This window comes from Pedobacter jejuensis (assembly GCF_003725795.1).
Taxonomy (GTDB): Bacteria; Bacteroidota; Bacteroidia; order Sphingobacteriales; family Sphingobacteriaceae; genus Pedobacter; species Pedobacter jejuensis.
In genome coordinates, this window is the sequence record NZ_RBEE01000002.1 from 185,694 (window position 1) to 211,182 (window position 25,489).

Below are 25,489 nucleotides of genomic sequence, written 5' to 3' on the forward strand. Positions count from 1 at the left end.
ATGACCAGTGAACCAATGAACTAACGACTTTACCGAACGAGCATTCTTGCAAGATCAGTACTATCACCATTAAAAGCATTAAAATCCACTACATGACCAATGCCATTGATTTTGGCTTTATCCGAGTGCTGCCAGAATTTCCATTTACTTTTGTCTAAACGCAACTTAGGTTGATAATAATGCGCAATCCAAAGAGGATATTCATCAAAATTATCTTCAAGGTAATCCTCATAAAACTTTAATCCGGTGTAAATAATAGGTCTTACTTTGGTTTTCATTTCAACATAATTCAGGAAATCAGATAGTTCAGCCCTCATCTTTAAAGGTGAAACACCATCCAAACTTTCAATATCAACAACCGGTGGTAAATCTCCTTTTTCGATATTAACAACCTGAAGAAAAAACTTAGCCTGGGCTTTACCATCACGTTTTGGTCTGAAGAAATGGTAAGCTCCACAAATAATACCTACTTTCGGTGCTTCACGCCAGTTACGCTGAAAGTAAGGGTCGACTTGTAAAATACCTTCTGTTGCTTTGATAAATGCGAAGCGAATGCTAACATCATCATCTTTCATCGATTTTACTTTCTGCCAGTTAATCTTGCCCTGATAATAAGACACATCAATTCCGTGGATTGAATAATTCTTTGGGATTTTGATATTAAAGCTTTCGTAGGTTCTATAATTAGGGTCTTGCCCCCAATCTTTTATCCATCTCCAGGTTCCAACAAAACCTTTTACAATATAACCGTAATAAAATGGAGATAATAAAATCAACAGCAAACCAGCAATAGCAACCTTCCATTGTGTAGAAATTGGTTTGGATTTCTTCTTCTTCGGTGCCGTTTTTCGTACTACAGGTTTTCTTTTTATTGGAGGCATTCGCTTTAATTCGACTACAAATTTGATAAAAATATTGAATGTTTAATCGTCCAAAATAATTAGTTTTTATACATGCAAAAGCTAATTATTTATTTAGGTTTTTGGTAATTTCGCCAAGCAAATAAATATATGTTCAAGCTGGTTTACAATACCTATAAAACTTCTTTTAGTGGATTAAGCAGAGAAACCTGGCTTTTGAGTATTGTAATGATGTTTAATCGGTGCGGTAGCATGGCTGTTCCTTTTATGGGCTTGTATGTTACGCAAAGCTTGCACCGCTCCGAAATGGATGCTGGTTTAATCATCACATTGTTTGGTGTTGGCTCTATTTTGGGTTCTGCCACAGGCGGAAAGTTAACAGATATTATTGGTTTCCGACCGGTTCAAATATTTTCATCTATAATTGGCGGCTTACTTTTCATTTTATTTTCTGCTATAACTACCTTTTCTACTTTATGCATTTTAGCAGTGGTAATCAGCTTTTTTTCAGAAGCATTTCGACCTGCAAATTTTACTGCGGTGGCCCATTATGCAGCGGCTGATACCATTACGCGTTCTTACTCCTTAAATAGGCTGGCGGTAAATATAGGCTGGTCGGTTGGTATAAGCTTAGCCGGAATAATAGCATCTATCAATTATAAACTATTATTTATTGTAGAAGGCGGTGTTAGTATTATAGTTGGTTTATTAATTCTATCCTTCTTGCCAAAAGTTAAAAATTTTATAAAGCAGGCAAAAGAAAATGCTAATAAGCTAACGATTTTAAAGCCCTGGCAAGATCCTTTTTATGTTAAATTCATTTTACTAACAACCATATTTATAACCTGTGCTTTTTTAATGTTTAGGGTTGTTCCGGTATTTTTTAAAGAGCAATGGCATATAGATGAATTTGCAATTGGTATTATTATTGGCCTAAACGGAGGCATCATTGCACTTTTTGAAATGATTATGATAAATAAAATTGAGCACAAACGTTCACCGCTTTATTTTATCATTATCGGTTCTATTCTTTTCGCTGTTTCTTACTTAATTTTAAGTGCCCCGGTAAGTTTTCATCTGGCTGCAGCAATACTAACCATAATCATATTTACCGGTGGAGAAATGTTTGCCTTACCATTTATAAATACAATTGTTATAAGCCGTAGCAACGAACATAACCGAGGCTTGTACGCTGCCGGATATACGCTAAGCTGGTCTTTTGCACAAGTTATCGGACCGTTTGCAGGTTTTTTTATCGCCAAACACTTCGGCTACAATTGGCTTTGGTTTGGTTTAGCCTGTATGCTTGTTTTATGTGCATACGGATTCAGCATCATGAATGGCAAAAAGCAAGCATCAGTTCTGCAGGCTAACTAAATTCATTTATTTAACTTTTTGAGCTTTTACACCTTCTTTTGTAATTTTTACAGGAAGAATGTTTCCCTGAGCATCAAAATTCATTTCTTCAATACAGGTTTCTCTGTGGTTTCCATTTGTGTCGCCTAATGGGCGACGATGATAAATAATATAATATTTATTTTTTTTCTGATTGATAATTATCGAATGATGCCCCGCTCCTGTTGCCATAGTTGGATCTTGTTTCAATATTTTATCTACCCTTTTAAAAGGTCCGAATGGAGAATCGCCAACGGCATAAGCTACAGAATAATCAGGACCAGTCCAGCCGCCTTCACTCCACATGAAGTAATATTTTCCGTTTCTTATAAACATGTACGGACCTTCCACATATTTATCTGGCGTTATTTCTTTAAATATTGTTCCATCATCAAATGGATCGAAACCCGTAAAATCTTTGTTCAGTTTAGCAATGTTGCAATGACGCCATCCGCCATAAATTAAATAATACTGCCCATCCTTATCTTTAAACACAAACTGATCTATCGGTTGTGCACCATTGTGAAATTTATCAACCAATGGCTTTCCTAAATGATCTTTAAAAGGACCTTCAGGCTTATCAGAAACTGCAACACCAATTCCACCGACCTCATTATCGCTTTGAATGTCATTTGCGCCAAAGAACAGATAATATTTTTTATCTTTTTCTACAATTGCCGGAGCCCACATGGCTTTATTTGCCCATTTAATTGCTGCAGTATCCAATATATGTTCATGCTTTTTCCAATTGGTTAAATCATCAGATGAGAAGGCATCAAGAAAAACCTGCTCTTTATACTTTGCTGAATACGTTGGATAAATCCAATATTTGTTATTGAAAACCGCAGCTTCCGGGTCTGCGTACCAACCCGGAAATAACGGGTTTCCAGACTGATTAATCGTTTTAGTACTTTGAGCAAAAGAAGTGATTCCAGCAAAAAGTAAAAGTGAAGAGATGATGTATTTCATGGGTACAATGTATAAAAAAATATGAAGTTAAGAAACTTCGTTGTCATAGTTTTTAAAAGCAGGTTAAGTAGTAGCATGATTAACCATTATAGAAAATGCTATAGATTATGGATGTAATGCCTCACTTATTGCAAAATCCCGTATTTAATTTCCAACAACTTCTTTACGAAAATGAATGCCCCAATCTAGAAGTTCATCTAATAACTTCTTGGTTGACATACCCAAAGGTGTTAGCGAATACTCAACAGTTACGGGCATACTATCAAATAAAGTACGCGTAATTATCTTATTCACTTCCAACGACTTTAATTCTTGCGATAACATTTTCGGAGAAATATCCGCAATATCTCTCTGAATTTCGCCAAAACGTTTGCGCCCATAGGTTAAAGAAATTATAATTGGAATGCGCCATTTGCCTTGTATAACTTCCAATGCATCTCTTGATGCCATTAATTTGAACTGGCATACTGGTTCTCTATGTTCCATATCTATTTGATTTCCAAATTACTTACTTCAAGGTAACTAGTTACCAATAGGTAACAACTATACTTAAGGTAGTAAATGTAGTTACTTTTGTTTCATTATTAACAATTAGAATTAAAAAAATAATGAATAAGAAAGTTCTTCAAATCGCGATGCTACTAATGGCAATAGGTATTTCAAGTAAAGTTTATTCACAAAACAACTCAAAGAAAATGGAACAATTTACACCACAAAATTCTGCTATCTTATTGGTAGACCACCAAACCTCTACAATGGATTGGATTTATAGTCAAGACAAAAAAAATGTAGAGAATAACCTGCGAATGCTGGCAAGAGTTGGCGCAGAAGTTAATGTGCCTTTGCTAATTACAACGACTATGGAAGAGCAAATTGGCCTAACTTGGGATGGCATACAACAAGCCGCACCTAAACAATTTGCAAACAGAATTAAAAGAGGCGGAACTTTAAACTGTTTTATAGATCAAAATTTTAAAACAGCAGTTAAAAACCTAAACAAGAAAAACCTGATTATTTGTGGGTTAACAACAGATATATGTTTGTTGCACACTGTAACATCTGCCCTAGAATTAGGCTATAATGTTATTGTAGTTGCCGATGCAAGCGGAAGTATGAGTAAACTGGCTGACGAAACTTCTTTCGATTATTTTAGACAAATTGGTGCAAAAGTATTATCAGCAAATGCAACTGTTACAGAACTGTTCCAAGATTTTAGCACAGCAGATGGACAAAAAGTTATGCAAATTAACTTGCAGGAAGTGGTTTCTAAATTAGGAAAATAGAGCAATTTCATATGAATTTCAAAACAGTCTTGTTATAAAAGCAAGGCTGTTTTGTCTTAAAATAAAATTTGAAGACATGATACAAATAATAGATAAATCAGCACAGTTTAATACAACTATTTTCAATGGTAATTTTGTTGTTAACAAGCCTGTTGCCAATGGTTTTTCACAAACGATATCACCTTATTCGAGCTTGTTTTACTGGAGCCATGCTGTTGCAACCAACGATTGCGAATTTGGTTTGCATCCACACGAAGGATTTGAAATAATGACCTTTATTTTAGAGGGAAAAGTTAGCCACTTTGATACTGCCTCAAAAGTTTGGACACCTTTACAAACAGGCGATTTTCAAATTATCCAATCTAATAGTGGAATTCAACATCAAGAAAGAATTGCAAAAGGCACCAGAAGTTTTCAAATTTGGTTTGACCCAAATTTCTATAAAGCCATTAAAGAAAATCCTGCTTATTTGGATTATCACAGCGAACATTTTCCAACCGCAGTTGAAAATGGTGTTGATACCATAACGTATATTGGCCAACAAAGTAAAGCAGTTTCAATAACTCCAAATTTGACCATCAAGAAATTAACATTTGCCAGCACAACCAAAATCAGCTTGCCATTAGATGAAACTTCTAGTTACACATTTTATGTTCTAGATGGTACTGGATTAGTTAATAAACAACGAGTTAAAAAAGATGATGCCATAAGAATTTCTAACACACAGCAACTTGAGATAGATTTTGTAGGGCAACTTTTTTATATACAAACGCCTACTGTGCTCAACTATAGCCCAATCTGGACAGCATAGGTGAAAAGGGCTATAGCGAATTGTAAAGAGCTATAGCATAACACCGCTCAATTTTAATAAAAAATCCCGGCTAAATAGCCAGGATTTAATGATAAGAATAATGTGCTGATCAGAATTATTTACTTAACTCTGCGTAGTATTTATGAAATAGAGGCAGTGTTTCAATACCTTTATAATAGTTGTAGATATCATATTTCTCATTTGGTGAATGCAATGCATCACTATCTAAACCAAACCCAAAAAGTACTGATTTAATCCCCAAAACATCTTCAAATAAAGCAACAATAGGGATACTACCACCGCCCCGAGTTGGGATTGCTTTTTTACCAAAACTATCTTCTATAGCTTTTTCAGCGGCTTTGTAGGCAACGCTATCTGTTGGAGTAACTACCGGCTCGCCTCCATGATGCGGCGTAACTTTTACTTTTACATTTTTAGGTGCAATACTTTCGAAGTGCTTTGTAAAAATTTCAGCGATTTCTTCTGAGCTTTGATTTGGAACCAAGCGCATAGATATTTTCGCATTGGCTTTGCTTGGTAAAACCGTTTTTGCACCTTCACCAATGTAACCACTCCAAATCCCATTCACTTCTAGAGTTGGGCGTGTGCCAGTACGCTCTAATGTAGAATAACCTTTTTCGCCCCAAACTTCTTCAATATCTAAATCCGTTTTGTATTCATTTTCATCGTAAGGCGCCGAATTTAATGCGGTTTTTTCTTCATCCGTTAATTCAACAACCTTATCGTAAAATGCAGGAATAGTAATGTGGTTATTTTCATCGTGAAGGGAAGCAATCATTTTGCAAAGAATTGTAGCCGGATTTGCTACTGCACCACCATAAACACCAGAGTGTAAATCGCGGTTAGGACCAACAACCTCTACTTCCATGTAAGCTAAACCACGTAAACCCGTTTCTATTGATGGGTTTTCCATGCTAATCATCGATGTATCAGAAATCAAAACAACATCAGCTTTCAAACGTTCGGCATTTGCCTTTACAAAAATACCAAGATTTGCAGAACCAACTTCCTCCTCACCTTCTATCATAAACTTTACGTTACAAGCTAAAGTATTTGTCTCCATCATTAGGTCAAATGCTTTAACATGCATATAAAACTGGCCTTTATCGTCGCATGCGCCTCGAGCATAGATTTTACCATCGCGAACAGTTGGTTCAAAAGGTGGTGTATGCCAAAGTTCTAAGGGGTCGGCAGGTTGTACATCGTAATGGCCATAAATTAAAACAGTTGGCAAAGATGCATCGATAATTTTTTCGCCATAAACAATTGGATATCCTGCAGTTTCGCAGATTTCAACTTTATCAGCGCCAGCATCTTTTAATTTCTGTGCTACATAATCAGCCGTTTTTAGCACATCAGCCTTATATTTTGGGTCGGCACTTACCGATGGAAAACGTAATAACTCAAACAACTCATCTAAAAAACGTTGCTTGTGTGTTTCTACATAATTTTTAATCTCTTGCATAACAAAATGAATTTGGGCAAATATATGATTTTAGTGTAAAAGCCTTCAAAATTAGATTTAGAAATGAAACTTTTAACAAGCACCACAACGCTAAAATTTTAGTATAAATAACACTACACGTTGTACGCTTTGTGATTATATAATGATGTTGTAAATTATTTATAGTTATTTAAATATGCAATCATTTTATTTCGATTTTTTATTAAATTGCGCCTTTTAAAAATCACACTAGAAACCTCAAAACAAGAAAGTTATCAATGAAATTAAGCGCAATTGTTTCGCATATTATGCTGCTATTTTCATTTTTAACTCCAATAATAGTTTCGGCTCAAACTAACGTAAAAATTAGTTGTCCTGAAGCGGCCCAGTATTATGCTAAAGATAGCATCAACATTGTAACTTTCGGGGCAAGTACGGTAGAAGGCGTTAAAGGACTTGGTTTTCAAACCATGCTCGAAAATAATTTTTCAAATTGCTATTCTGGTAAGGTTATAAACATTACAAATCAAGGCATTGGTGGGCAAACCACCATGCAAGGTTTGCTAAGAATTGATAAAGCAATTAGAGACCGTACAGGGTTTATTGTAATATCTATGGGGATTAATGATGCCCTTGCAATTGCCAACGGACGTGGAAGTGTTGCCGAAACAACGGCAAACATGCGTTTGTTAATTACTACCAGCTTAAAACAAAATCTGGTGCCAATTTTATGCACACTTCAAAATGTTGATGATAGAACTACCCCGGCGCTAGTACAGGTAAACACAAACATCAGAAATATAAATGCGGCCTATCGCCGACTAGCAAGTGAGTTTAAAATTTATTTAGCTGACGTTAATGCAGCCATGCGCCGCGACTTTTCTTTATATCAAGATCCTTATCATCCAAATGCCAGAGGCTACAGGCTAATAAGTTATGTTATTTTTGATGCCGTTAATAAAGCTATATTCGACAAGTTTTTGCTTTTCGTAGTTACTCAGAACTATCCAAATCCGGCATCAAGTCAAACGTTTATAGACATTGTACTCCCAGAACCTGATAAGATAAATGTACAAATCTTTGATATGATGGGACTCTTGACAAGAACTGTAGTGAATGAATATTTCAACACCGGCAAGCATACACTCGAAATTAATACAACTGCATTTGCGGCAGGAATTTACTTTTTTAAAATATCGTCTGATTCTGGTCAGTATAGTTCTGTTAAAAAGTTTATCGTGGCAAGGTAATCTGCGCTTACACCTATCTTCATATTTATGAGGATAGAATAATCTTCTAGACAAAAAAATCAACGTCTATTTATCCACAAATTCAATAAAAAGCTTTGGAATTCCTATTTTTGAACCTCAAAAAACAGGAGCCGATTTGGATTATTTAGAAGGATTAAACCCACAACAAAGAGCAGCAGTAGAAAACACTAAAGGACCGGTAATGATTGTTGCGGGTGCAGGTTCGGGCAAAACCAGGGTAATTACCTATCGTGTTGCACACCTCATTCAAACCGGTACCGACCCATTTAATATTCTGGTTTTAACCTTTACCAACAAAGCCAGTAAGGATATGCGTGAGCGTATTGGCAAAGTGGTTGGTGCAGAAGCCAAAAACATTTGGATGGGAACTTTTCACTCCGTTTTTGCAAAAATATTACGGGTTGAGGCAGAGAAAATTGGCTATCCAAGCAATTTCACCATCTATGATACTGATGACAGCAAAAGTGTAATCCGTGCTATTTTAAAAGAGATGCAGCTGGATGATAAATTGTATGCTGCAAATTTCGTTTTCGGCAGAATTTCATCAGCAAAAAATAACCTGATTTCATGGGGCGAATACCAGGCTAACGACCAAATTCAGGCAGAAGATATTCAAAATAAACGTCCACTGATTGGGCAGATTTACGAACAGTACGCTAAACGTTGCTTTAGAGCTGGCGCTATGGATTTTGACGATTTACTTTTCAAAACCAATATTTTATTAAAAGAGCATACAGATGTTCTAAACAAATACCAACAAAAATTTAGGTATTTGATGGTTGATGAGTATCAGGATACCAACTTTTCTCAATATACAATTGTAAAAAAATTGGCGGCAGCTTACCAAAACATTTGTGTGGTGGGCGATGATGCTCAAAGTATTTATGCTTTCCGCGGGGCGAATATTCAAAACATTTTAAATTTTGAACGCGATTACCCTGATTTAAAAGTTTACAAACTGGAGCAAAATTACCGCTCCACTCAAAATATTGTTGATGCTGCAAGTAGCATCATCGCGAACAATAAAAATCAATTGGAAAAAAATGTCTTCTCTGAAAATGCAGAAGGCGATAGAATTAAAGTTTCCCGTGCTTTTACGGATAATGAAGAAGGCAAATTGGTTGCCGAAGCCATTATTCAGGAACGTAGCACAAAAGGATACGACCATAAAGACTTCGCAATTTTATACCGCACCAATGCCCAAAGCAGGGCCATGGAGGAAGGTTTGCGTAAGCTCAACATTCCTTACAGAATTTATGGTGGTCAGTCTTTTTATCAACGCAAAGAGGTAAAAGACTTAATTGCATACTTCCGCTTAACTTTTAATCCGAAAGATGAAGAGGCTATAAAACGTGTTATTAATTACCCAAAACGTGGAATTGGAGATACATCAATTGATAAAATTATCGTAGCGGCAGACCAAAACGATAAAACGATGTGGGATGTGATTTCTAATGCACATCAGTATGTAGAGGGACGTTTGGCCAATCAACTGAATGATTTTGCAGTAATGATTCAAAGTTTTCAGGCAGAAGCTAAAAAGCATGATGCCTATGAAACAGCTTTGTTTATCGCTCAACACGCGGGTATTTTAAAAGAGCTTTACACCGATGATAGTGTAGAAGGTAGAAGCAGATATGAAAATATTCAGGAGTTATTAAATGGTATAAAAGAGTTTGCGGAGCGTGAAGATATTGAAGAAAAAGGCTTGGATATTTTTATGCAGGATGTGGCGCTTTTAACCAATGACGATAAGGATGGCGATAAAAATAAGGATACCGTTTCATTGATGACGATTCACTCTGCCAAGGGTTTGGAGTTTAAAAATGTGTTTATAGTTGGTTTAGAAGAGAACCTTTTCCCATCGCAAATGTCAGTTAATTCTCGCTCTGATTTGGAAGAAGAACGCCGTCTGTTTTATGTTGCAATAACCCGTGCAGAGGTAAAACTAACGATTACTTACGCTACCTCTCGTTATCGTTGGGGAACCTTAACCAATTGTGAACCAAGCCGTTTTATCAATGAAATAAATCCAAGATTTTTAGAATTGGATGTTAAGCCTTCAAAAAGTAATGTGCTTGAAGGTAATTTTGATGATGAACGCAAAACCTGGACTTCACAACCACGCGATTTCTTTAGCAAACCCAAACCGGCAGGTACAGCAACTACACCACCAGTAAGACCAAAAACTACTTCATTATTAGCAAAAGCACATGTTCCAACTCCTGGCTTTACCCCATCGCTACCTTACGAATTTCAAGGCGGCATGGAAGTAGAGCATGAAAAATTTGGATTCGGCAAAATTATTAGTTTAGAAGGAACTTTACCTGATGTAAAAGCAACGGTGTTTTTTCAGGGATTGGGTAATAAGCAGTTGTTATTAAAGTTTGCAAAATTGATGATTGTGAAATAGGAGTCTTACCTAGCCTCACCCTATTAATGGTAGAAGCTTGTCTTCATTTAATGCAATCCCTCTCCGGAAGAGAGGTTAATTGAGTGTGCGGTTTTGACCTAATCAAGCTAATAAAAATTTAGATTAAATTTTGGTTCAAATCACAGTCTGTCAAAAACCTCTCTTCCGGAGAGGGAGGCTACAACATTTGCGTTATTTCTTACTTTCAAAGGGTGAGGCTCACTCCTCCAAAACGCTCTCTTCGGAGAAGATAAGCTCAATGTTTGCCAAATAATTGCTTTTCATTGGATAAGGCCCCTTGAAAAACCCCAAAATTATCCTTATTATTGGTTTCGGTTCTCCCGTTAAAAACCATGCAACTTACTCGATTAGAAATTAAAGGATTTAAAAGCTTTGGCGACAAAGTGACCATCAATTTTAATGAAGGAGTTACGGCTATTGTTGGCCCAAATGGTTGCGGAAAATCAAATGTAATTGATGCGATGCGTTGGGTGTTAGGCGAACAAAGCACCAAAGCTTTACGTTCTGAAAAGATGGAGAACATCATCTTCAACGGAACAAAAAACCGCAAACAGGCACAACTTGCAGAGGTTTCTTTGAGCTTTGATAATACCAAAAATATTCTCCCAACGGCTTATTCTCAAGTAACGGTTACCCGGAAATTATATCGAAATGGAGATAGCGAATATCGTTTAAATGATGTTCAATGCCGGTTAAAAGACATTACTGATTTATTTTTAGATACTGGAATTGGCTCGGATAGTTACTCCATCATCGAGCTAAAAATGGTTGATGAAATCATTACCAATAAAGAGCATAGTCGACGTTCTTTGTTTGAGGAAGCATCAGGAATTTCAAAATATAAGCTACGTAAAAAGCAAACTTTCAATAAGTTAAAAGATACCGAGGCCGATTTGGAACGTGTGGAAGATTTGCTTTTCGAAATTGAAAAGAACCTGAAAACGTTAGAAAGTCAAGCCCGAAAAGCCGAACGCTATTATAAACTAAAGGAGCAATATCGTGAGTTAAGCGTTCAATTGGCAACGCACAGAATTGCCTTTTTCCGTATTGATTTACAAGCACTCGAAAATCAAGAGCAAAACCAACAAATACAAAGAACGGAATTAAGCACTAAAATTGATACACACGAAGCTGAACTACAAAAGCTCAAACTTGAAAGTATTAATCAGGAGAAAAACCTTTCTGTACAGCAAAAGGCGACTAATGAATTGGTTTCTAAAATTCGAGCTTACGAAAGCGAGAAAAAAGTAAAAAATGAACAAATGCGTTTCTTGCAGGAAAAAGAAACGCGTTTATCTGGAGAACTTGAAAAAGATAAAAATCAAGTTAACCATATTAAGTACAATATTAAACGATTGAATGAGGAGGTTTTAACAGAGACTGAAGTCTTTAATAAGCTGGAATCTGATTTAAAAAGCCTGAAATCAACCCTTAATACGCTAAGAGAACAACAGCAAACCGAAAAAAACAGAACGGATAATTTGCTTAAATCTGTTAACGATTTGCAAAATCAGGTTTATCAATCTCAAAAGGAAATCGATATTTTTAACATTCAGAAAGATGCGTTGGTACAGGAAACCAATAGAAATGTTGATGATACTGAAACGAAAACATTAGAATTGAAAGCTTTCGACCATGCTTTGGCTGAACTTGATGTTCAAATTTCCGAAAAGCAGGCAAACATTAATCAACTTAAGGATGCTGAAGAAATTATCAAAGAAAAACTTGCCGAAGCTGAGTTAAATTTAAGTTCGAACAAAGAAAAACTTACTGCAGAGAATCGAAAAAAGGATGCCAAGCAAAACGAATATAACCTCACAAAATCGCTTGTTGATAGTTTAGAGGGCTTTCCAGAATCCATACGTTTCCTTAAAAAGAATAATGCATTTGCTAAAAATGCCCTACTCCTTTCTGATATTTTATTTTGTGATGAAGATTATCGCATTGCAATAGAAAATTATCTCGAGCCTGTAATGAACCATTATGTGGTTGATAAATATGCCGATGCCGTACAAGCCGTTAATCTGTTAACGGATGCTAGTCGCGGGCGGGCAAATTTCTTTATTTTAGAAAATGTTCCTGATAAAAACATTGCAATTTGGAATCACGAAGGCTTAGTTTCAGCATTATCAGTTACCGAGGTTGATAAAAAATACCAGCATCTGTGTAATCTACTTTTGCAAAATGTTTACATCGCCATTGCTGAGCAGGAAAATATTTTCAAAGAAACACCAACAGAAAGCTTAACCATCTTGGCTAAAAACGGAAAATATGCACAAACAAAATTTACTTTATCAGGCGGTTCAGTAGGTTTATTTGAAGGCAAAAGAATTGGTCGTGCTAAAAACTTGGAAAATTTAGCTAAAGAAATCAAACAATCAGAATCACTGATAAATCAATATAACGCAACCATAACTGCCGAAACGAATAATATTTTAAACCTGAAAGATTCATCAAAGCTTAATCAGATTAATACCTTTCAGCAGGAATTAAATCGGTTAAGCAATGAGCAAATTTCCGTTCAAACGCGTCGCGACCAATACCAGGAATTTATTACGACAAGTGAAAATCGTAAAACTGATATTGCACAAAAAATTGTTTCTATAGAAAAATCGCTTTCGGAAAAGTTGCCGGCATTGGTAGAGTTGCAAAAAAAGCAGCAACAAGACCATTTAAATTTACAAGAGCAACAATTAAATTACCAGGAACTTGCCGACCAGGTTAATGATAGTGCAAGTAAGTATAATCAGGATAATATTCGTTTCCACCAGCAACAAAATAAGCTGGCTGGTTTAGAAAAAGATTTAGATTATCGCTTTGTGCAAGAGGAGGCGCTTAATAAGCGAATTGCTCAAAACGATAAAGAATTACAGGAAACATTAACTCAAATTACGGCTACTTTACAACATACCGATTTGAGCGATGATACGCTTTTGGAGATGTATCAACAACGTGAGGAGATGGAAAAAGGACTGGCCGAGGCAGAAAAGGCATATTTCGATAGTAAAGGAAACATTAATGAGTTAGAAACAGATTTAACACAAATTCGCAAAAACCGTGAAGAATCTGATTTTTTATTGAGCGAAATCAAAGACAAAAAGAACACTTTAAAAATAGATTTAAACTCCCTAAAAGAACGTTTAGCTGTAGAATTCAACATTGATATCAACGACTTGTTAGAAACGGAAACCGATGTTGAGGCCGTAGAAAGTGAATTTGAAATTCGCCAGAAGGTTGAAAAAATGAAACGCCAGCTTAATGAATTTGGCGCCATAAATTCGATGGCCATGGAGGCTTTTAAGGAAATGGAAGAGCGTTACGTTTTTATTCAAAATCAAAAAAAAGACTTAAACGCAGCCAAAACCGACCTTTTACAAACCATAAAAGAAATTGATGATACCGCGAAAGAAAAATTTATGCAGGCCTTTACCCAAGCTCGCGAACATTTTATAGTAGTTTTCCGCTCCCTTTTTAATGAGGAAGATAGCTGTGATTTGATTTTGTCGGATATTCATAATCCGCTGGAGGCCGATATTGATATCATTGCTCGTCCGAAAGGCAAAAGACCCTTATCCATCAATCAGTTATCAGGTGGTGAAAAGACACTAACTGCAACCGCTCTCCTATTCTCTTTATACTTGCTCAAACCGGCTCCTTTCTGTATTTTCGATGAGGTTGATGCACCTTTAGATGATACCAACATTGATAAATTCAACAACATCATTCGTAAATTTTCCGACCAATCGCAATTCATTATTGTATCTCACAATAAACGAACCATCGCCAGTACAGATATTATTTATGGAGTAACCATGGTTGAGCAAGGTGTTTCGAGGGTTGTGGCGGTAGATTTAAGAGAAGTAGCGGCGTAAGCAAAATGAAAAAAGCTTAAAGATTAAAGCGAAATTCGGATTATTGAAGGCAGTTTCGCTGGTTGAAACAATCTACAACATAGAACTGTTATCTAAAAAGACGTAATATTGCACCATAACCTAGGTTTGAATAACATATTGAAAATAGTATATTTGTTTTAAGCAGTCACCATTATGTTAGCAACCGTTAAAGGATATTACGAAAAAGGAAAAATTGTTTTAAATGAAAAGGCACCAGTCCTATCTAAAACAGATGTAATTGTGACATTTTTAACTGATGATAAACCCAACAATATCTTAAAAAGAACACCTGGTGCATTTAAAGGTAAGATTACATTATCTGAAGATTTTGATGAACCTTTGGATGATTTTAAAGAATATATGTAATGCCATCAAATCATTATCTTTTAGATACACATTGCTTAATTTGGTTTCAGGAGTATAATCCAATAATACCAAACCTATTAAAATTGCTTTGGTAATCAATTCAACGTAAACATGAAAATTCTATATATCCTTCCCTTAGCGATGATGCTAAGCTGCTGTTCATCCGTAAAAAACCAAACCGCAGCCGATTCCAGAAAACTCGATACCCAACTTTTAAAAGACGTTGAAGTACTATCTTCTGATGCCTATCAAGGCCGAAAAACCGGAACTAAAGGTACAGAAATGGCTCGGGCGTACATCATCGATAGATTTCAAAAATTAGGCTTAAAATCTTATCCTCAAAATGTTAATTACGCACAAGAATTTACATTTAATGCAAGAGGTGGCGCAAAAGTTAATGGAACAAATGTTATTGGCTACATACCAGGTAAAGGCACAAATATAATTGTGGTTTCTGCCCATTACGACCATTTAGGTGTGGTTAAAGATGAAGTTTTTAATGGTGCAGATGATAACGCATCAGGCACAGCTGGTTTATTAAAAATTGCAGCTTACTTTGCTAAAAACAAACCAAATAATACTATCATTTTCGCCTCTTTTGATGCTGAAGAAATGGGTTTACAAGGCGCAAAAGCATTTGTTGCCAATCCACCAGTTCCGATTAATACCATTGCAGTTAATTTAAATATGGATATGATTAGCCATAGCGATAAATGCGAGTTGTACGTTTGTGGCACTTTTAAATATCCTGCTCTAAAGAAATATGTAGATACTAGTAGAAAGGATATAAAAGTTATTTTAGGACACGATGACCCTAAACTTGGCCATGATGATTGGACAAACCAAAGCGACCAAGGTGCCTTCAACGCCAAGAATATTCCGTTTTTGTACTTTGGTGTAGAAGACCATAAAGATTACCACAAAGCAACTGACGAATACCAAACTATTACTAAGCAATTTTATAGCAATGCCGCAAATGCTGTTTTAGAAGTAGTGAAGAACGTAGATAAACAAACAGGCTTGCAACAATCATTAAAGGATAAAATGATTATGAAAAACTAATCAATATAACATTCAACTTTGTAACCTATCTAATCAGATAGGTTTTTTTTTGGGTAAAAACCTGATCAGAAAAATTTATTTAACTTATAATCAGCACTTTAAAAATTAAACTACATAAATAGTTTGCAAACTATAAATATAGTCGTACATTCATATAAAGAAACTATAAAAATAGTTACAATGATGAAAGAACTTACAAAAGCAGAAGAACAAATCATGCTGATTTTATGGGAAATGGAAGAAGCATTGGTGAAAGATGTAATCGAAAAAATGAATGAACCCAAACCCGCTTATAACACCGTTTCTACAGTAATAAGAGTGTTAGAAGGTAAGGGCTTTGTAGATCATAAGGCGATTGGAAATACATATATCTACTTTCCTATTGTAAAAGAGGCTGATTACAAACGTTTTGCGTTGGATAAAGTAATGAATAATTACTTTGAAAATTCGTACGAAAGCTTGGTTTCTTTTCTTGTAAAAGAAAAAAGCATGAGCAATGAAGAATTGAATGAAATTATTCAATTGGCAGAAAAACTTACAACAAATAAATGATGAGCTGGCTATCTTATTTACTCGAAGCAAACCTTTATCTTATAATTTTTTATGGGTTCTACAGGTTATTCTTACAAAAAGAAACGTTTTACACCCTCAACAGATGTTATCTATTGCTGAGTTCTGTACTGGCATTTTTTATTCCATTACTACAATTGGGCTTTTTATCAAAAGACAATTTGACTCAAGCAGTACCCGTTTATCAGGAAGTTGTAGGTGATAGTTCAATTTATACGATAGAAAATTTTTTATTGTCGGCTTATCTTTTCATCGTAATGATATTTATGGTGAAGCTGTTTTGGGGCTTTAGACACATTTTTAGATTATTAAAAGAACCAAATAGAACATCAGAACAAGGAATTACGATTATTGCATTGGATAATACCAGTACCGCATTTTCTTTCTTTAACCTACTCTTTATCGATCCAAAACTTGCTAAAAGAGAAACCATCATAAATCATGAACTGGCACATATTAGGCAAAAGCATAGTCTTGATGTATTATTTTTTGAACTCATTACATGTATTTGTTGGTTCAATCCGATTGCTCACCTATTAAAAAATGATATAAAGCTTGTACATGAATACCTTGCCGATGAGGAAACAACAAACAAAGGAATTGAAAAATACGAGTATGCAGTTTTTCTGATACAGAACTCATGTGGTAATCGAGAAACACAATTAACTAATCAAATATTTAATTCATCCATATTAAAAAACAGAATAAATATGTTAAATCAAAAAAAATCAGCAAAATGGGCCAGGCTCAAATTGTTATTGGCTCTACCTATCGCTGGCGGGATGCTTTGTGCCTCAACCATGGCTTTTACAAAAGATTATGGAACCATTGATTTGTATCCAAAAAAGAACAAATCAAAAATCGTTTCTATTCAAGATACCGCTAAAAGAAAGAAAGCTGTAGAGGTTATCATTATTCAAGAACCGACAGTTAGTTCAAAAAGAGTTAAAGGTGTAAAATTGGCGCCACCTCCACCACCGCCTGCTGCGCCAACGACAGCTAAAAAAGTAAAAGAGATACAACTTGCACCGCCACCGCCGCCGCGTGCAACTGAAATACCATTAACGAAAAAGGAAAAAGGTGTTCGTATTGCTCCACCACCACCGCCTGTAGAACCAAAATCGAAAGATATAACCGTGGTAAATATAAAAAGTAGTCATACAAAAGCAGATAAACAAGTGTTAGACATTCAAATTGCACCTCCGCCACCGCCTGTTGAACCTAAAACAAGGAAGCAGTTTGATAAAGATGATGTGATCTATGGCGATCCAATTGAAGGAACAAAATAAAGTTTATCCTGAACGGCAAGCTTGATAATAAATATCTATCAAGAGTTTAAATAGATTAATAAAAAAACTTCGGTAGTTTTTACACTACCGAAGTTTTTGTTGTACTCAAGAGGAGATTCGAACTCCCACACCCATACAGGCGCCAGCCCCTCAAGCTGGTGCGTCTACCAATTTCGCCACCTGAGTATATATTGCAAATATAATTTAATTTTAGCGTTTAGAAACAGCGTTCTATAAATCTATTTTCAAACCGTCGTAAGCAAGCCTAATATTTGATGGCAAAAATTGCTCAACTTCATTATGTAAGCCTAAATTGTGACTAATGTGCGTAAGATATGTAGTTTCTGCACCTACCTTTTCTGCAAATGCGATAGCTTCATCTAAAGTAAAATGCGAAATGTGAGGCTCTATTTGCAAAGCATTTATCACCAATATTTTTGTCCCCTTTATTTGCTCAAAACTGCTATCTGAAATCGTTTTAGCATCAGTTATATATGTAAAATCCCCTATTCTATATCCTGTTATTGGCAATAGGTGATGCATCACTTCAAATGGTATAATTTTGCTATTGCCAATATTAAAACTCACTCCATTTACCACTTCATGTAAGTTTATTTGTGGCAAACCATGGTATTTCGTATCCGCGAAAATATAGTAAAATTCGCGTTTTAAAGCGGTTTGAACCCGTTCTGTTGCGTAAACATCAATAACTTTATGCAGCAAATAATTAAATGGCCGGATATCATCCAAGCCAGCAATATGGTCTTTATGTTCATGGGTGAATAGAACTGCATCTAAATCTTTAACTTTCGCTCTTAAAAGTTGGTATCTAAAATCTGGTCCGCTATCTACAACAATCGTTTTATCGTCGGTTTCAATTAAAATCGATGTTCTTAATCTATTGTTCCTAAAATCCGTCGATTGGCAAACTTCACATGTACAAGCAATTACCGGAACGCCTTGCGATGTGCCTGTCCCTAAAAAAGTAACCTTCATCTTAAACACCTCTCCTTTCTAAACCAATAATCTACGTTTCGTACCTGCATTAAAATAATTCTGTTTGCTGTAAAGATTGAAAAAATTGCCTTTGACGATCATCCAATAAATTTTCATCAGTAGTTGTTTGCTTTACCAAATTTACCAAGGCGGTTATTTTGCCTTCTAAATTAGAAAATTTGTTCACAACAATAATCTTACTATGCTCTAGCAAGCAAGAACCTGTTTTAAAATTCCCTTTCTCGTAACGAACCTTGAAACCCATAGCAAAAAGCAACTGCTCCAGTTTCTCTAAAGTATGATTGGTAAGTGGTAATGACATTAGAACAAACTTAGAGAATTATGAGTAGCATTCATAAATACAAACCGTTTTTTTATTATCCAGGCTTAAGAAATTGATCTTAAATTACCCAATATTAATTTACAGGCAACATAAACGAATCGCTAAATATTAGATTAAGTTCTAAAACAAAAAAGTTCAGCTGTTTCCAGCTGAACTTATAAATCTTAACTTTTAAACTAAAAAGAAATTATCTTAAGTCAACAACTTCAACACCTGGATATTTCTTTGCATCGAACGCAAATGTAGTTTCAGGAACTTTAACATTTGGCACAAAGGTTTTTACATTGTAAGTGTATTTGTTTCCGTTTTTATCAAACAAAACAACGTTTGCAATTTGTTTAGCAGCTTTATCGATACTTAAACGAACTTTAAATATGGATTTTTTAGCATCAGTTGGTGTCAAATCAATCATTTGGTAAGTTTTAGAACCTACTTTCTCTTCGCCTGTATAAATGTATTTAAAACCTTTCTCGTAAACAGTAAAAATCTTAGCAGGATTTATTGCATCTCCACTATTATCAACATTGCTTACCTGAACTTCTTTATCTTTTTTAAGATAAGTCCATTGACTTTTACCATCACTAAACAACTCCTGGTTGGTCATTGCCACTTTGTATTTATTTGAGTTGGCTTTAACATATAATGTTCCTTGTTGCGTTTCTTTTACCTTAGCTTTAGGGTTATCTAAAGTGAAAGTAAAATCAGTTTTTACAATATTATACGTTTTGTATTTCTTACTTACATCAGCTAAAATTGCTTTAGCTTTCGCATCAGTTTGAGCATAAGTTGAAGTTGCAAAAGCAGCTACAACCATTAATGCTGAAATTAATTTCTTCATCTTGTGTCTTTTAAATTTTCTATTGAAACATTTGATTAGCTAAATTGATAGTTCTAATCCTTGCTGTTCATACTATTCAAGAACTGTTCCAAAGAGTACTCATCAGGATATAAAACCTCACGGGCTTTACTTCCTTCAAACGGACCAACAATGCCTGCTGCTTCTAATTGATCGATTATTCTCCCTGCCCGGTTATAACCAAGCTTCAGTTTACGTTGTATTAATGATGTAGAACCTTGTTGATGCAGAACTATCAGTCTTGCAGCATCTTCGAAAAACTTATCTCTTTCATTTGGGTCGAAATCTGCCTTGCTACCTTCACCTGCTTCATCGATATATTCAGGGAGTTGATAAGCATCAGAATAGCCGCGTTGATTGCCGATGTATTCAGAAATCCTATCCACTTCAGGTGTATCAACAAAAGCACACTGTAGCCTGATTAAGTCGCTTCCTGTTGATAAAAGCATATCTCCGCGACCAATTAGTTGATCTGCACCTCCGCTGTCTAAAATCGTTCTCGAATCTATTTTAGATAAAACTCTGAAAGCTAACCTGGCCGGGAAATTGGCTTTAATGGTACCAGTAATAATATTTACCGATGGACGCTGTGTTGCCAATACCAGATGAATACCGATGGCACGAGCCAATTGAGCTAAACGAGCGATTGGCGCTTCAACTTCTTTACCAGCTGTCATCATTAAATCGGCAAACTCATCTACCACTAAAACGATAAAAGGTAAAAATCTATGTCCATTGTTTGGGTTAAGCTTACGCTTGATAAATTTATCGTTGTACTCTTTTAAGTTTCTTACCTGGGCATCTTTCAACAAATCATAACGCTGATCCATTTCGATACAAAGTGAATTTAGTGTATTTACTACCTTTTTAGTATCCGTAATAATGGCATCGGCTTCGCCCGGAAGTTTTGCCAAAAAGTGGCGTTCAATTCTATTAAATAAGGTTAGCTCTACTTTTTTAGGGTCAACCAATACAAATTTTAATTGTGCCGGATGTTTTTTGAATAACAATGAAACTAAAATTGCATTAATACCAACCGATTTACCCTGACCTGTTGCACCTGCCACCAATAAGTGCGGCATTTTAGCCAAATCAGCGATAAACACCTCATTACTAATGGTTTTACCTAAGGCAATTGGCAAATCCATGGTATTTTGAGTCCACTTTTCGGTATTTAAAATGCTGCGCATGGGTACCATTTCCGGATGTTGATTTGGCACTTCGATACCAATCGTTCCCTTTCCAGGCATTGGTGCAATAATACGAATACCCAATGCAGCTAATGAAAGCGCAATATCATCCTCAAGGTTTTTAATTTTTGAAATTCTAACACCAGGAGCAGGAATTATCTCGTAGAGTGTAACCGTTGGACCAATCGTAGCTTTAATCTTATCAATTTCGATGTTGTAGTGATTAAGCGTTTCTACGATTTTATTCTTATTGGCTTCCAACTCTTCTGCATTAACAGAAATTTTATTAGTGCCATAATTTTCTAATAAATCTATTGTTGGGTATTTATAACCGGCTAAATCTAACTTCTCATCATAGTTACCAAACTGCTCAACCAAATCTTCCGATTTTTTATCTTCTTCCGTTTTTTGAATTGTAAAGCTAGGTTCTTTAACCTCTTCCTCATCTTGGATGGTTGGCTCAACTACTAAAGGCATAGCTGAAGCAGCTGCAGCTGCTATAGGCAAATTTGTTGCTAATGGCGATAAAACTAAAGGTGGTACGGTTGCTTCTACATCCTGCTCTTCATAACGATTTGGCTGTAAAACAACATTTTGTTGTCTGCGTTCATTATTTATAAGCGTTTTATCCCTTATCGGAAATTCAATGGGTTCATGCTCATCCTCCCTCGCTTTACTTTGTGCAAATTTCTCCCTTACTTCATTAACAAAATCAGGCGTTTCATTATCTAAATAAACTTCTTTCTCTTTACGTTCCGGAAACTTAAAATCGATATTATAGGCGATGATTAAAATGGTTAAGCCTGCGAAAGCAATTAACCCGGCAACACCTGCAGCACCAATTTGAGCACTTAACAATTTATTACTCCAATAACCAAATTCGCCTTCTAAATAATGTGGCGATTCTGACCAAAAACTATGGGCAAAACCCAGAGTTAAGGATATAAATAATAAAAAGAAAAAGCTATAACCAAGGGTTTTAGAAATGGATAAAATTCTAACTTTAAAAAGCAAACGGTATCCAATGATAAAAAAAGCTAAAACAAAAAGGAATGATGCAATACCAAACCATTCGTATATAAATTGATGTGATAATAAAGCACCAAATTTACCCAACCAGTTCTGCACAACAGGAATATTTACACCTGAGTCTTTTAACTCTTCTGCAGTTTTAAATAAATTCCCCCAACCTCCGTTAGCATCAATAACATAACTTTGATCATCCTGCCAAGTGAATAAATAGGATGTAAATGCAATTAAGAAATACAGAGAAAGTATAACAAAAAACAAACCTAGTATCTTTATCGCCCTGCCATCCTGCAAATCGAAATTTGGCAGATATTCTCTTTTCTCCTTAGGTTGGCGAATAGATGAAGACCTTCCAGATGCATTTTCTGCACCTCGCTCTCTGAATGTATTGGATTTAAACTGGTTTCCCTTTACCGCCATTTTCTATGTAATATTATAAAGAGCAAACTTAGACAAAATTGTTACTATTGTAAACAATTTTATTGATTCTCCCCTATCCAAAAAAATTAATATTTAAATATTAATCTGAGTGCTTAAACCTTATACACAAAATTTGGTCTATAAATTTAACAACACACAAGTTGTCGCGTTTTATCAAATGAAACGGATTTTGTTTTAGGTTTATCCCGTTTTACCTGGAGAGGTGAAACGGGATTTTTATTTTCAATCTATAATAAAGGACTTTAAAACAGAATTAAGCTAAAATATTAAGCATCACACAACAAAATTTAATCACTTATTTCTTCACGCTATTTATTTTTATTAATTTGAAAAGATTATTTGCGATAGATTCAAACAATGGATATAATAAACCTTGAAAAAGAAATAGAAGCTGGAAATTTAGATGCTGTAAAAGAAATTTTAATTCAAAATCCCGAGCTTGCCAATACAGATACTTCGCACCGAATTTCTCCATTATTATTGGCCTGTTATTATAAAAAACCTGAAATTGCGAATTTGATAGCGGAGTTTGTAGGTCAGCTAACCATATTCGAAGCGTGTGCCGCTGGCAAATTAGATGCTGCAACATTACTTATCTTTCAAAATCCAAATTGGCTAAATAAGTTTTCAGAGGATGGTTTTACACCTTTAGCATTGGCTTGCTATTTTGGTCACGAAAACATAGCAAGTTTTCTTATAGAAAAAGGCGCAGAGGTAAATCTGGCTTCGAAGAACGGCTTTAATGTTTTTCCGATACACTCTTCCGTTGCCGCAAATAATATAAAAATTACTAAAATGCTACTTGATAACGGCGCATACCCAAATGTTTGTCAAAAAGCGGGTTTAGCACCTTTACATACGGCTGCACAACTTGGCAACATTGAACTAATTATTTTACTCTTAGAACATGGTGCTGAAGTAGGCTTGCGTATGGAAGGAGGTAAATTGCCTGCAGATCTGGCTGCCGAAAAAGGATTTAATGAAATTGCTGAAATTTTAAGGGAAGAATAATCAGTTAACAGTTTTTAGTTTCGCAACTGTGAATTACTAATTGTTAAATTAACTACTCCCAAATTCTTAAGCGCATTTTTTTCATATATGTTCTAATATCAAGTACAACAGCTGCCAAGAAATAAAATAATATAGGAAAACCTACCGCTAAAAATGAGGAATAAATAAAAAACAGACGAACTTTTGAGGTACTCATATTTAACTTATTAGCTAAATAGGTGGAAACTCCAAAACTCTGTTGCTCGAAATAAGTTATAATTCTTTGAAACATATTTAAGCTTATTTATGCGGATGAAATTAATTAAACACCTAATTCTAAACTAATTTATAAATAAAATTTGATTTAAATGATCTTAATTTCTCTTGAAATTTATTTATTCTAAAATTAATTTTTCAAAATCCTGCTTATTCTCGTGCTTTATAAAGAGCGTTTGAGGATCCTCTAAACCTGAATATTTCTTTTTCAAATCATTTTTAAAAAGCTCTATATCAACACCATCAATCAAAATTACAGTTAAAGCATCTGCATTACCCCTAACTTCAATAATTTTATCTGGGTAAAGCTCCTTAAGTTCGTGTGGGAATTCCATATTGGTAAAACTGATTTAATTGTAGAAAGTTTGAGGAATGTTTAAGCAATTACACCTGCCTTAAAATTTTAATTCCTATACCGCAAGATAGACATTTTTTAGCATCGCAATAGTGGTTTTTTAGTTGCAAAATACCTTGGGAAGTAAATGCATTATCCATCTTGACCCCAGCTTGAGTAAATTTCGTTGTAATTGCATTTTCTTCTGCCGGCAAACTTTCTAATAATTTTATTGCCCTGCTGATGTAATATTGAGTGCCTGTATGTTTACCATACGCAAATAAAAACAATGCAATTGTGTTCAGTAAAATATTATCAACAGAGGCTTTCCCAATTTGAATACTAACAGACGTTGCTTCTTTTTTAAAATGATAATGTGTTTCCCAGTAAGAATTAATGGGCAAATTTTCGAATAATTCACGAAGCGTGGCAGTATCTTTTATCTCTAAAATATTCGAAAATAAATGATTTGACTTTACGATTAAGGCTGCAAACTGCGCTAAACGTATGGTTGGAAAATTTTGTGGCCGCATACGCATAAACTTCCACATAGAAACCTCTAAAGGCTTTATGCTATATTTTTTCTGTAGAAATTGAAATTCTTGTTTCAACTTTTTTGGATACTCTTCTTCAAAGTTATCTTTTAAAAATCCTGCTGAGCCAAATACAAGTGCCTCAATTTGCAATGCATTATCTTTGTGCTTGGCATAAATTTGCTGTGGAATAGTCTTTGCAAAAAGTTCGAATGGCAATGCATTAACCTTAAAACCAAAATTGCGAGCCAAAAACCAGTAAAACGTTTCATCCCAATTGCCTTTTAGTCGGTTAAGACAATTCAATACAGTTGCTGTTTTTTGTTCAAACCGCTCAACCACCGTTCTAGATAAAAAAGAATCGATGATGATTTTATCTACATATTGTATTTGGGCAACGCAAGGAAAATCGGTAAGCGTTAAAAACAAATGTTCGTATTTGTGGATTAAATCTGCAGCTACCCGATTTTTAAGCTCCAAAACAGGCAAAACGGAACCATCAATTCGGGTAATTTCAGTATCGTTTTCGTAAACCACATGAAGAATTACATTTTCATAACTTGCATCATTTTGATGATTGTGCTTTAACCAATCAGATGATTTTAGATGAATTTCGACGTTGCCCGCCCAAACTGTTTCAGCAATCTGAATTTTGGCATTATTAAAATCTGGACCAGCATTCTTATTTAAAAATCCCTGATGAGTGATCTTTAATTCTTCTCCATGAACCGTTTTTAAATTATGGTTATCAAACGACTTGAATTGCCAAACATAGTGCAGAAAATCTTCCGGAAAATTCATTCTTGAAGATAATAAATTATTCCTAAAAGTTT

General features: G+C 35.1%; 22 protein-coding genes and 1 tRNA gene. 11 read left to right on the plus strand and 12 right to left on the minus strand.

What is annotated here, in order from left to right; all coding sequences use genetic code 11:
• Positions 1-29: 29 nt before the first annotated feature.
• Positions 30-881 carry a glycoside hydrolase family 25 protein gene (locus D7004_RS01470; RefSeq protein ID WP_123204097.1) on the minus strand — a complete coding sequence of 284 codons (852 nt, stop codon included), beginning with the start codon at positions 879-881 and terminating at the stop codon, positions 30-32.
• 129 nt (positions 882-1,010) lie between these two features.
• Here D7004_RS01470 and D7004_RS01475 point away from each other — a divergent pair, with 129 nt between their 5' ends.
• A complete protein-coding gene (locus tag D7004_RS01475) occupies positions 1,011-2,237 on the plus strand; it encodes an MFS transporter (protein WP_123204098.1) in 1,227 nt (408 codons plus the stop codon).
• A 6-nt stretch (positions 2,238-2,243) separates the two neighbouring features.
• On the opposite strand, the gene D7004_RS01480 is transcribed toward D7004_RS01475, so the two are convergent.
• A complete protein-coding gene (locus tag D7004_RS01480) occupies positions 2,244-3,224 on the minus strand; it encodes a glycoside hydrolase family 43 protein (RefSeq protein WP_123204099.1) in 981 nt (326 codons plus the stop codon).
• Positions 3,225-3,368: 144 nt separating this feature from the next.
• The gene (locus D7004_RS01485; RefSeq protein ID WP_123204100.1) at positions 3,369-3,710 is read right to left on the minus strand and encodes a winged helix-turn-helix transcriptional regulator; all 342 of its coding nucleotides are present in this window, start codon (positions 3,708-3,710) and stop codon (positions 3,369-3,371) included.
• A 122-nt stretch (positions 3,711-3,832) separates the two neighbouring features.
• Between D7004_RS01485 and D7004_RS01490 the strand changes: the two genes are divergently transcribed.
• Positions 3,833-4,507: an isochorismatase family protein gene (locus D7004_RS01490; RefSeq protein ID WP_123204101.1), complete on the plus strand. Its 675-nt coding sequence runs from the start codon at positions 3,833-3,835 to the stop codon at positions 4,505-4,507.
• 76 nt (positions 4,508-4,583) lie between these two features.
• Positions 4,584-5,318 carry a pirin family protein gene (locus tag D7004_RS01495; RefSeq protein WP_123204102.1) on the plus strand — a complete coding sequence of 245 codons (735 nt, stop codon included), beginning with the start codon at positions 4,584-4,586 and terminating at the stop codon, positions 5,316-5,318.
• Positions 5,319-5,433: 115 nt separating this feature from the next.
• Here the strand turns inward: D7004_RS01495 and D7004_RS01500 are convergent, their stop codons facing one another.
• Positions 5,434-6,804, minus strand: coding sequence for a dipeptidase (locus D7004_RS01500; RefSeq protein ID WP_123204103.1), 1,371 nt, complete (start codon positions 6,802-6,804; stop codon positions 5,434-5,436).
• Positions 6,805-7,061: 257 nt separating this feature from the next.
• Here D7004_RS01500 and D7004_RS01505 point away from each other — a divergent pair, with 257 nt between their 5' ends.
• From D7004_RS01505 to D7004_RS01535, 7 genes are all read left to right on the plus strand, one after another.
• The gene (locus tag D7004_RS01505; RefSeq protein ID WP_123204104.1) at positions 7,062-8,033 is read left to right on the plus strand and encodes an SGNH/GDSL hydrolase family protein; all 972 of its coding nucleotides are present in this window, start codon (positions 7,062-7,064) and stop codon (positions 8,031-8,033) included.
• A 136-nt stretch (positions 8,034-8,169) separates the two neighbouring features.
• Positions 8,170-10,467, plus strand: a complete 2,298-nt coding sequence (locus tag D7004_RS01510) for an ATP-dependent helicase (protein ID WP_123204105.1) — start codon at positions 8,170-8,172, stop codon at positions 10,465-10,467.
• A 353-nt stretch (positions 10,468-10,820) separates the two neighbouring features.
• Positions 10,821-14,360: a chromosome segregation protein SMC gene (smc, locus tag D7004_RS01515; RefSeq protein WP_123204106.1), complete on the plus strand. Its 3,540-nt coding sequence runs from the start codon at positions 10,821-10,823 to the stop codon at positions 14,358-14,360.
• 174 nt (positions 14,361-14,534) lie between these two features.
• Entirely contained in the window at positions 14,535-14,747 is a 213-nt protein-coding gene (locus D7004_RS01520) for a DUF2281 domain-containing protein (RefSeq protein WP_123204107.1), read from the plus strand.
• A 111-nt stretch (positions 14,748-14,858) separates the two neighbouring features.
• The gene (locus tag D7004_RS01525) at positions 14,859-15,809 is read left to right on the plus strand and encodes a M28 family peptidase (RefSeq protein WP_123204108.1); all 951 of its coding nucleotides are present in this window, start codon (positions 14,859-14,861) and stop codon (positions 15,807-15,809) included.
• 180 nt (positions 15,810-15,989) lie between these two features.
• Complete coding sequence (locus tag D7004_RS01530) at positions 15,990-16,361, plus strand: BlaI/MecI/CopY family transcriptional regulator (protein ID WP_123204109.1); 372 nt, start codon at positions 15,990-15,992, stop codon at positions 16,359-16,361.
• Positions 16,358-17,668, plus strand: a complete 1,311-nt coding sequence (locus D7004_RS01535; protein WP_123204110.1) for a M56 family metallopeptidase — start codon at positions 16,358-16,360, stop codon at positions 17,666-17,668. The genes D7004_RS01530 and D7004_RS01535 overlap by 4 nt, the downstream gene beginning before the upstream one ends.
• A 102-nt stretch (positions 17,669-17,770) precedes the next feature.
• On the opposite strand, the gene D7004_RS01540 is transcribed toward D7004_RS01535, so the two are convergent.
• From D7004_RS01540 to D7004_RS01560, 5 genes are all read right to left on the minus strand, one after another.
• Positions 17,771-17,854: transfer RNA gene (locus D7004_RS01540), tRNA-Leu, on the minus strand.
• Between the two features lie 45 nt (positions 17,855-17,899).
• Complete coding sequence (locus tag D7004_RS01545) at positions 17,900-18,664, minus strand: MBL fold metallo-hydrolase (RefSeq protein WP_123204111.1); 765 nt, start codon at positions 18,662-18,664, stop codon at positions 17,900-17,902.
• 49 nt (positions 18,665-18,713) lie between these two features.
• Positions 18,714-18,986, minus strand: a complete 273-nt coding sequence (locus D7004_RS01550; protein ID WP_123204112.1) for a hypothetical protein — start codon at positions 18,984-18,986, stop codon at positions 18,714-18,716.
• Positions 18,987-19,194: 208 nt separating this feature from the next.
• On the minus strand, positions 19,195-19,845 hold the full coding sequence (locus tag D7004_RS01555) for a LolA family protein (RefSeq protein WP_123204113.1): 651 nt from the start codon (positions 19,843-19,845) through the stop codon (positions 19,195-19,197).
• A gap of 53 nt (positions 19,846-19,898) precedes the next feature.
• Positions 19,899-22,502 carry an FtsK/SpoIIIE family DNA translocase gene (locus D7004_RS01560; RefSeq protein ID WP_123204114.1) on the minus strand — a complete coding sequence of 868 codons (2,604 nt, stop codon included), beginning with the start codon at positions 22,500-22,502 and terminating at the stop codon, positions 19,899-19,901.
• 378 nt (positions 22,503-22,880) lie between these two features.
• On the opposite strand from D7004_RS01560, the gene D7004_RS01565 reads away from it, so the two are divergent.
• Positions 22,881-23,534: an ankyrin repeat domain-containing protein gene (locus tag D7004_RS01565; protein WP_123204115.1), complete on the plus strand. Its 654-nt coding sequence runs from the start codon at positions 22,881-22,883 to the stop codon at positions 23,532-23,534.
• A 52-nt stretch (positions 23,535-23,586) separates the two neighbouring features.
• On the opposite strand, the gene D7004_RS20920 is transcribed toward D7004_RS01565, so the two are convergent.
• The 3 genes from D7004_RS20920 to D7004_RS01580 all read right to left on the minus strand — a co-directional run bounded on the left by D7004_RS20920 (position 23,587) and on the right by D7004_RS01580 (position 25,457).
• The gene (locus tag D7004_RS20920; protein ID WP_123204116.1) at positions 23,587-23,805 is read right to left on the minus strand and encodes a PspC family transcriptional regulator; all 219 of its coding nucleotides are present in this window, start codon (positions 23,803-23,805) and stop codon (positions 23,587-23,589) included.
• Between the two features lie 103 nt (positions 23,806-23,908).
• Positions 23,909-24,124, minus strand: a complete 216-nt coding sequence (locus tag D7004_RS01575; protein WP_123204117.1) for a hypothetical protein — start codon at positions 24,122-24,124, stop codon at positions 23,909-23,911.
• 49 nt (positions 24,125-24,173) lie between these two features.
• Positions 24,174-25,457, minus strand: a complete 1,284-nt coding sequence (locus D7004_RS01580) for a DUF2851 family protein (RefSeq protein WP_123204118.1) — start codon at positions 25,455-25,457, stop codon at positions 24,174-24,176.
• Between the last annotated feature and the right edge of the window lie 32 nt (positions 25,458-25,489).

Bases quoted from the DNA above. Each gene is read 5' to 3' on its own strand.
- D7004_RS01535 (WP_123204110.1), top strand. From the start codon at position 16,358: ATGATGAGCTGGCTATCTTATTTACTCGAAGCAAACCTTTATCTTATA.
- D7004_RS01525 (WP_123204108.1), top strand. From the start codon at position 14,859: ATGAAAATTCTATATATCCTTCCCTTAGCGATGATGCTAAGCTGCTGT.
- D7004_RS20920 (WP_123204116.1), bottom strand. From the start codon at position 23,805: ATGTTTCAAAGAATTATAACTTATTTCGAGCAACAGAGTTTTGGAGTT.
- D7004_RS01470 (WP_123204097.1), bottom strand. From the start codon at position 881: ATGCCTCCAATAAAAAGAAAACCTGTAGTACGAAAAACGGCACCGAAG.
- D7004_RS01490 (WP_123204101.1), top strand. From the start codon at position 3,833: ATGAATAAGAAAGTTCTTCAAATCGCGATGCTACTAATGGCAATAGGT.
- D7004_RS01480 (WP_123204099.1), bottom strand. From the start codon at position 3,224: ATGAAATACATCATCTCTTCACTTTTACTTTTTGCTGGAATCACTTCT.
- D7004_RS01530 (WP_123204109.1), top strand. From the start codon at position 15,990: ATGATGAAAGAACTTACAAAAGCAGAAGAACAAATCATGCTGATTTTA.
- D7004_RS01560 (WP_123204114.1), bottom strand. From the start codon at position 22,502: ATGGCGGTAAAGGGAAACCAGTTTAAATCCAATACATTCAGAGAGCGA.
- D7004_RS01555 (WP_123204113.1), bottom strand. From the start codon at position 19,845: ATGAAGAAATTAATTTCAGCATTAATGGTTGTAGCTGCTTTTGCAACT.
- D7004_RS01505 (WP_123204104.1), top strand. From the start codon at position 7,062: ATGAAATTAAGCGCAATTGTTTCGCATATTATGCTGCTATTTTCATTT.
- D7004_RS01475 (WP_123204098.1), top strand. From the start codon at position 1,011: ATGTTCAAGCTGGTTTACAATACCTATAAAACTTCTTTTAGTGGATTA.
- D7004_RS01495 (WP_123204102.1), top strand. From the start codon at position 4,584: ATGATACAAATAATAGATAAATCAGCACAGTTTAATACAACTATTTTC.
- smc (WP_123204106.1), top strand. From the start codon at position 10,821: ATGCAACTTACTCGATTAGAAATTAAAGGATTTAAAAGCTTTGGCGAC.
- D7004_RS01520 (WP_123204107.1), top strand. From the start codon at position 14,535: ATGTTAGCAACCGTTAAAGGATATTACGAAAAAGGAAAAATTGTTTTA.
- D7004_RS01565 (WP_123204115.1), top strand. From the start codon at position 22,881: ATGGATATAATAAACCTTGAAAAAGAAATAGAAGCTGGAAATTTAGAT.
- D7004_RS01580 (WP_123204118.1), bottom strand. From the start codon at position 25,457: ATGAATTTTCCGGAAGATTTTCTGCACTATGTTTGGCAATTCAAGTCG.
- D7004_RS01575 (WP_123204117.1), bottom strand. From the start codon at position 24,124: ATGGAATTCCCACACGAACTTAAGGAGCTTTACCCAGATAAAATTATT.
- D7004_RS01550 (WP_123204112.1), bottom strand. From the start codon at position 18,986: ATGTCATTACCACTTACCAATCATACTTTAGAGAAACTGGAGCAGTTG.
- D7004_RS01545 (WP_123204111.1), bottom strand. From the start codon at position 18,664: ATGAAGGTTACTTTTTTAGGGACAGGCACATCGCAAGGCGTTCCGGTA.
- D7004_RS01500 (WP_123204103.1), bottom strand. From the start codon at position 6,804: ATGCAAGAGATTAAAAATTATGTAGAAACACACAAGCAACGTTTTTTA.
- D7004_RS01485 (WP_123204100.1), bottom strand. From the start codon at position 3,710: ATGGAACATAGAGAACCAGTATGCCAGTTCAAATTAATGGCATCAAGA.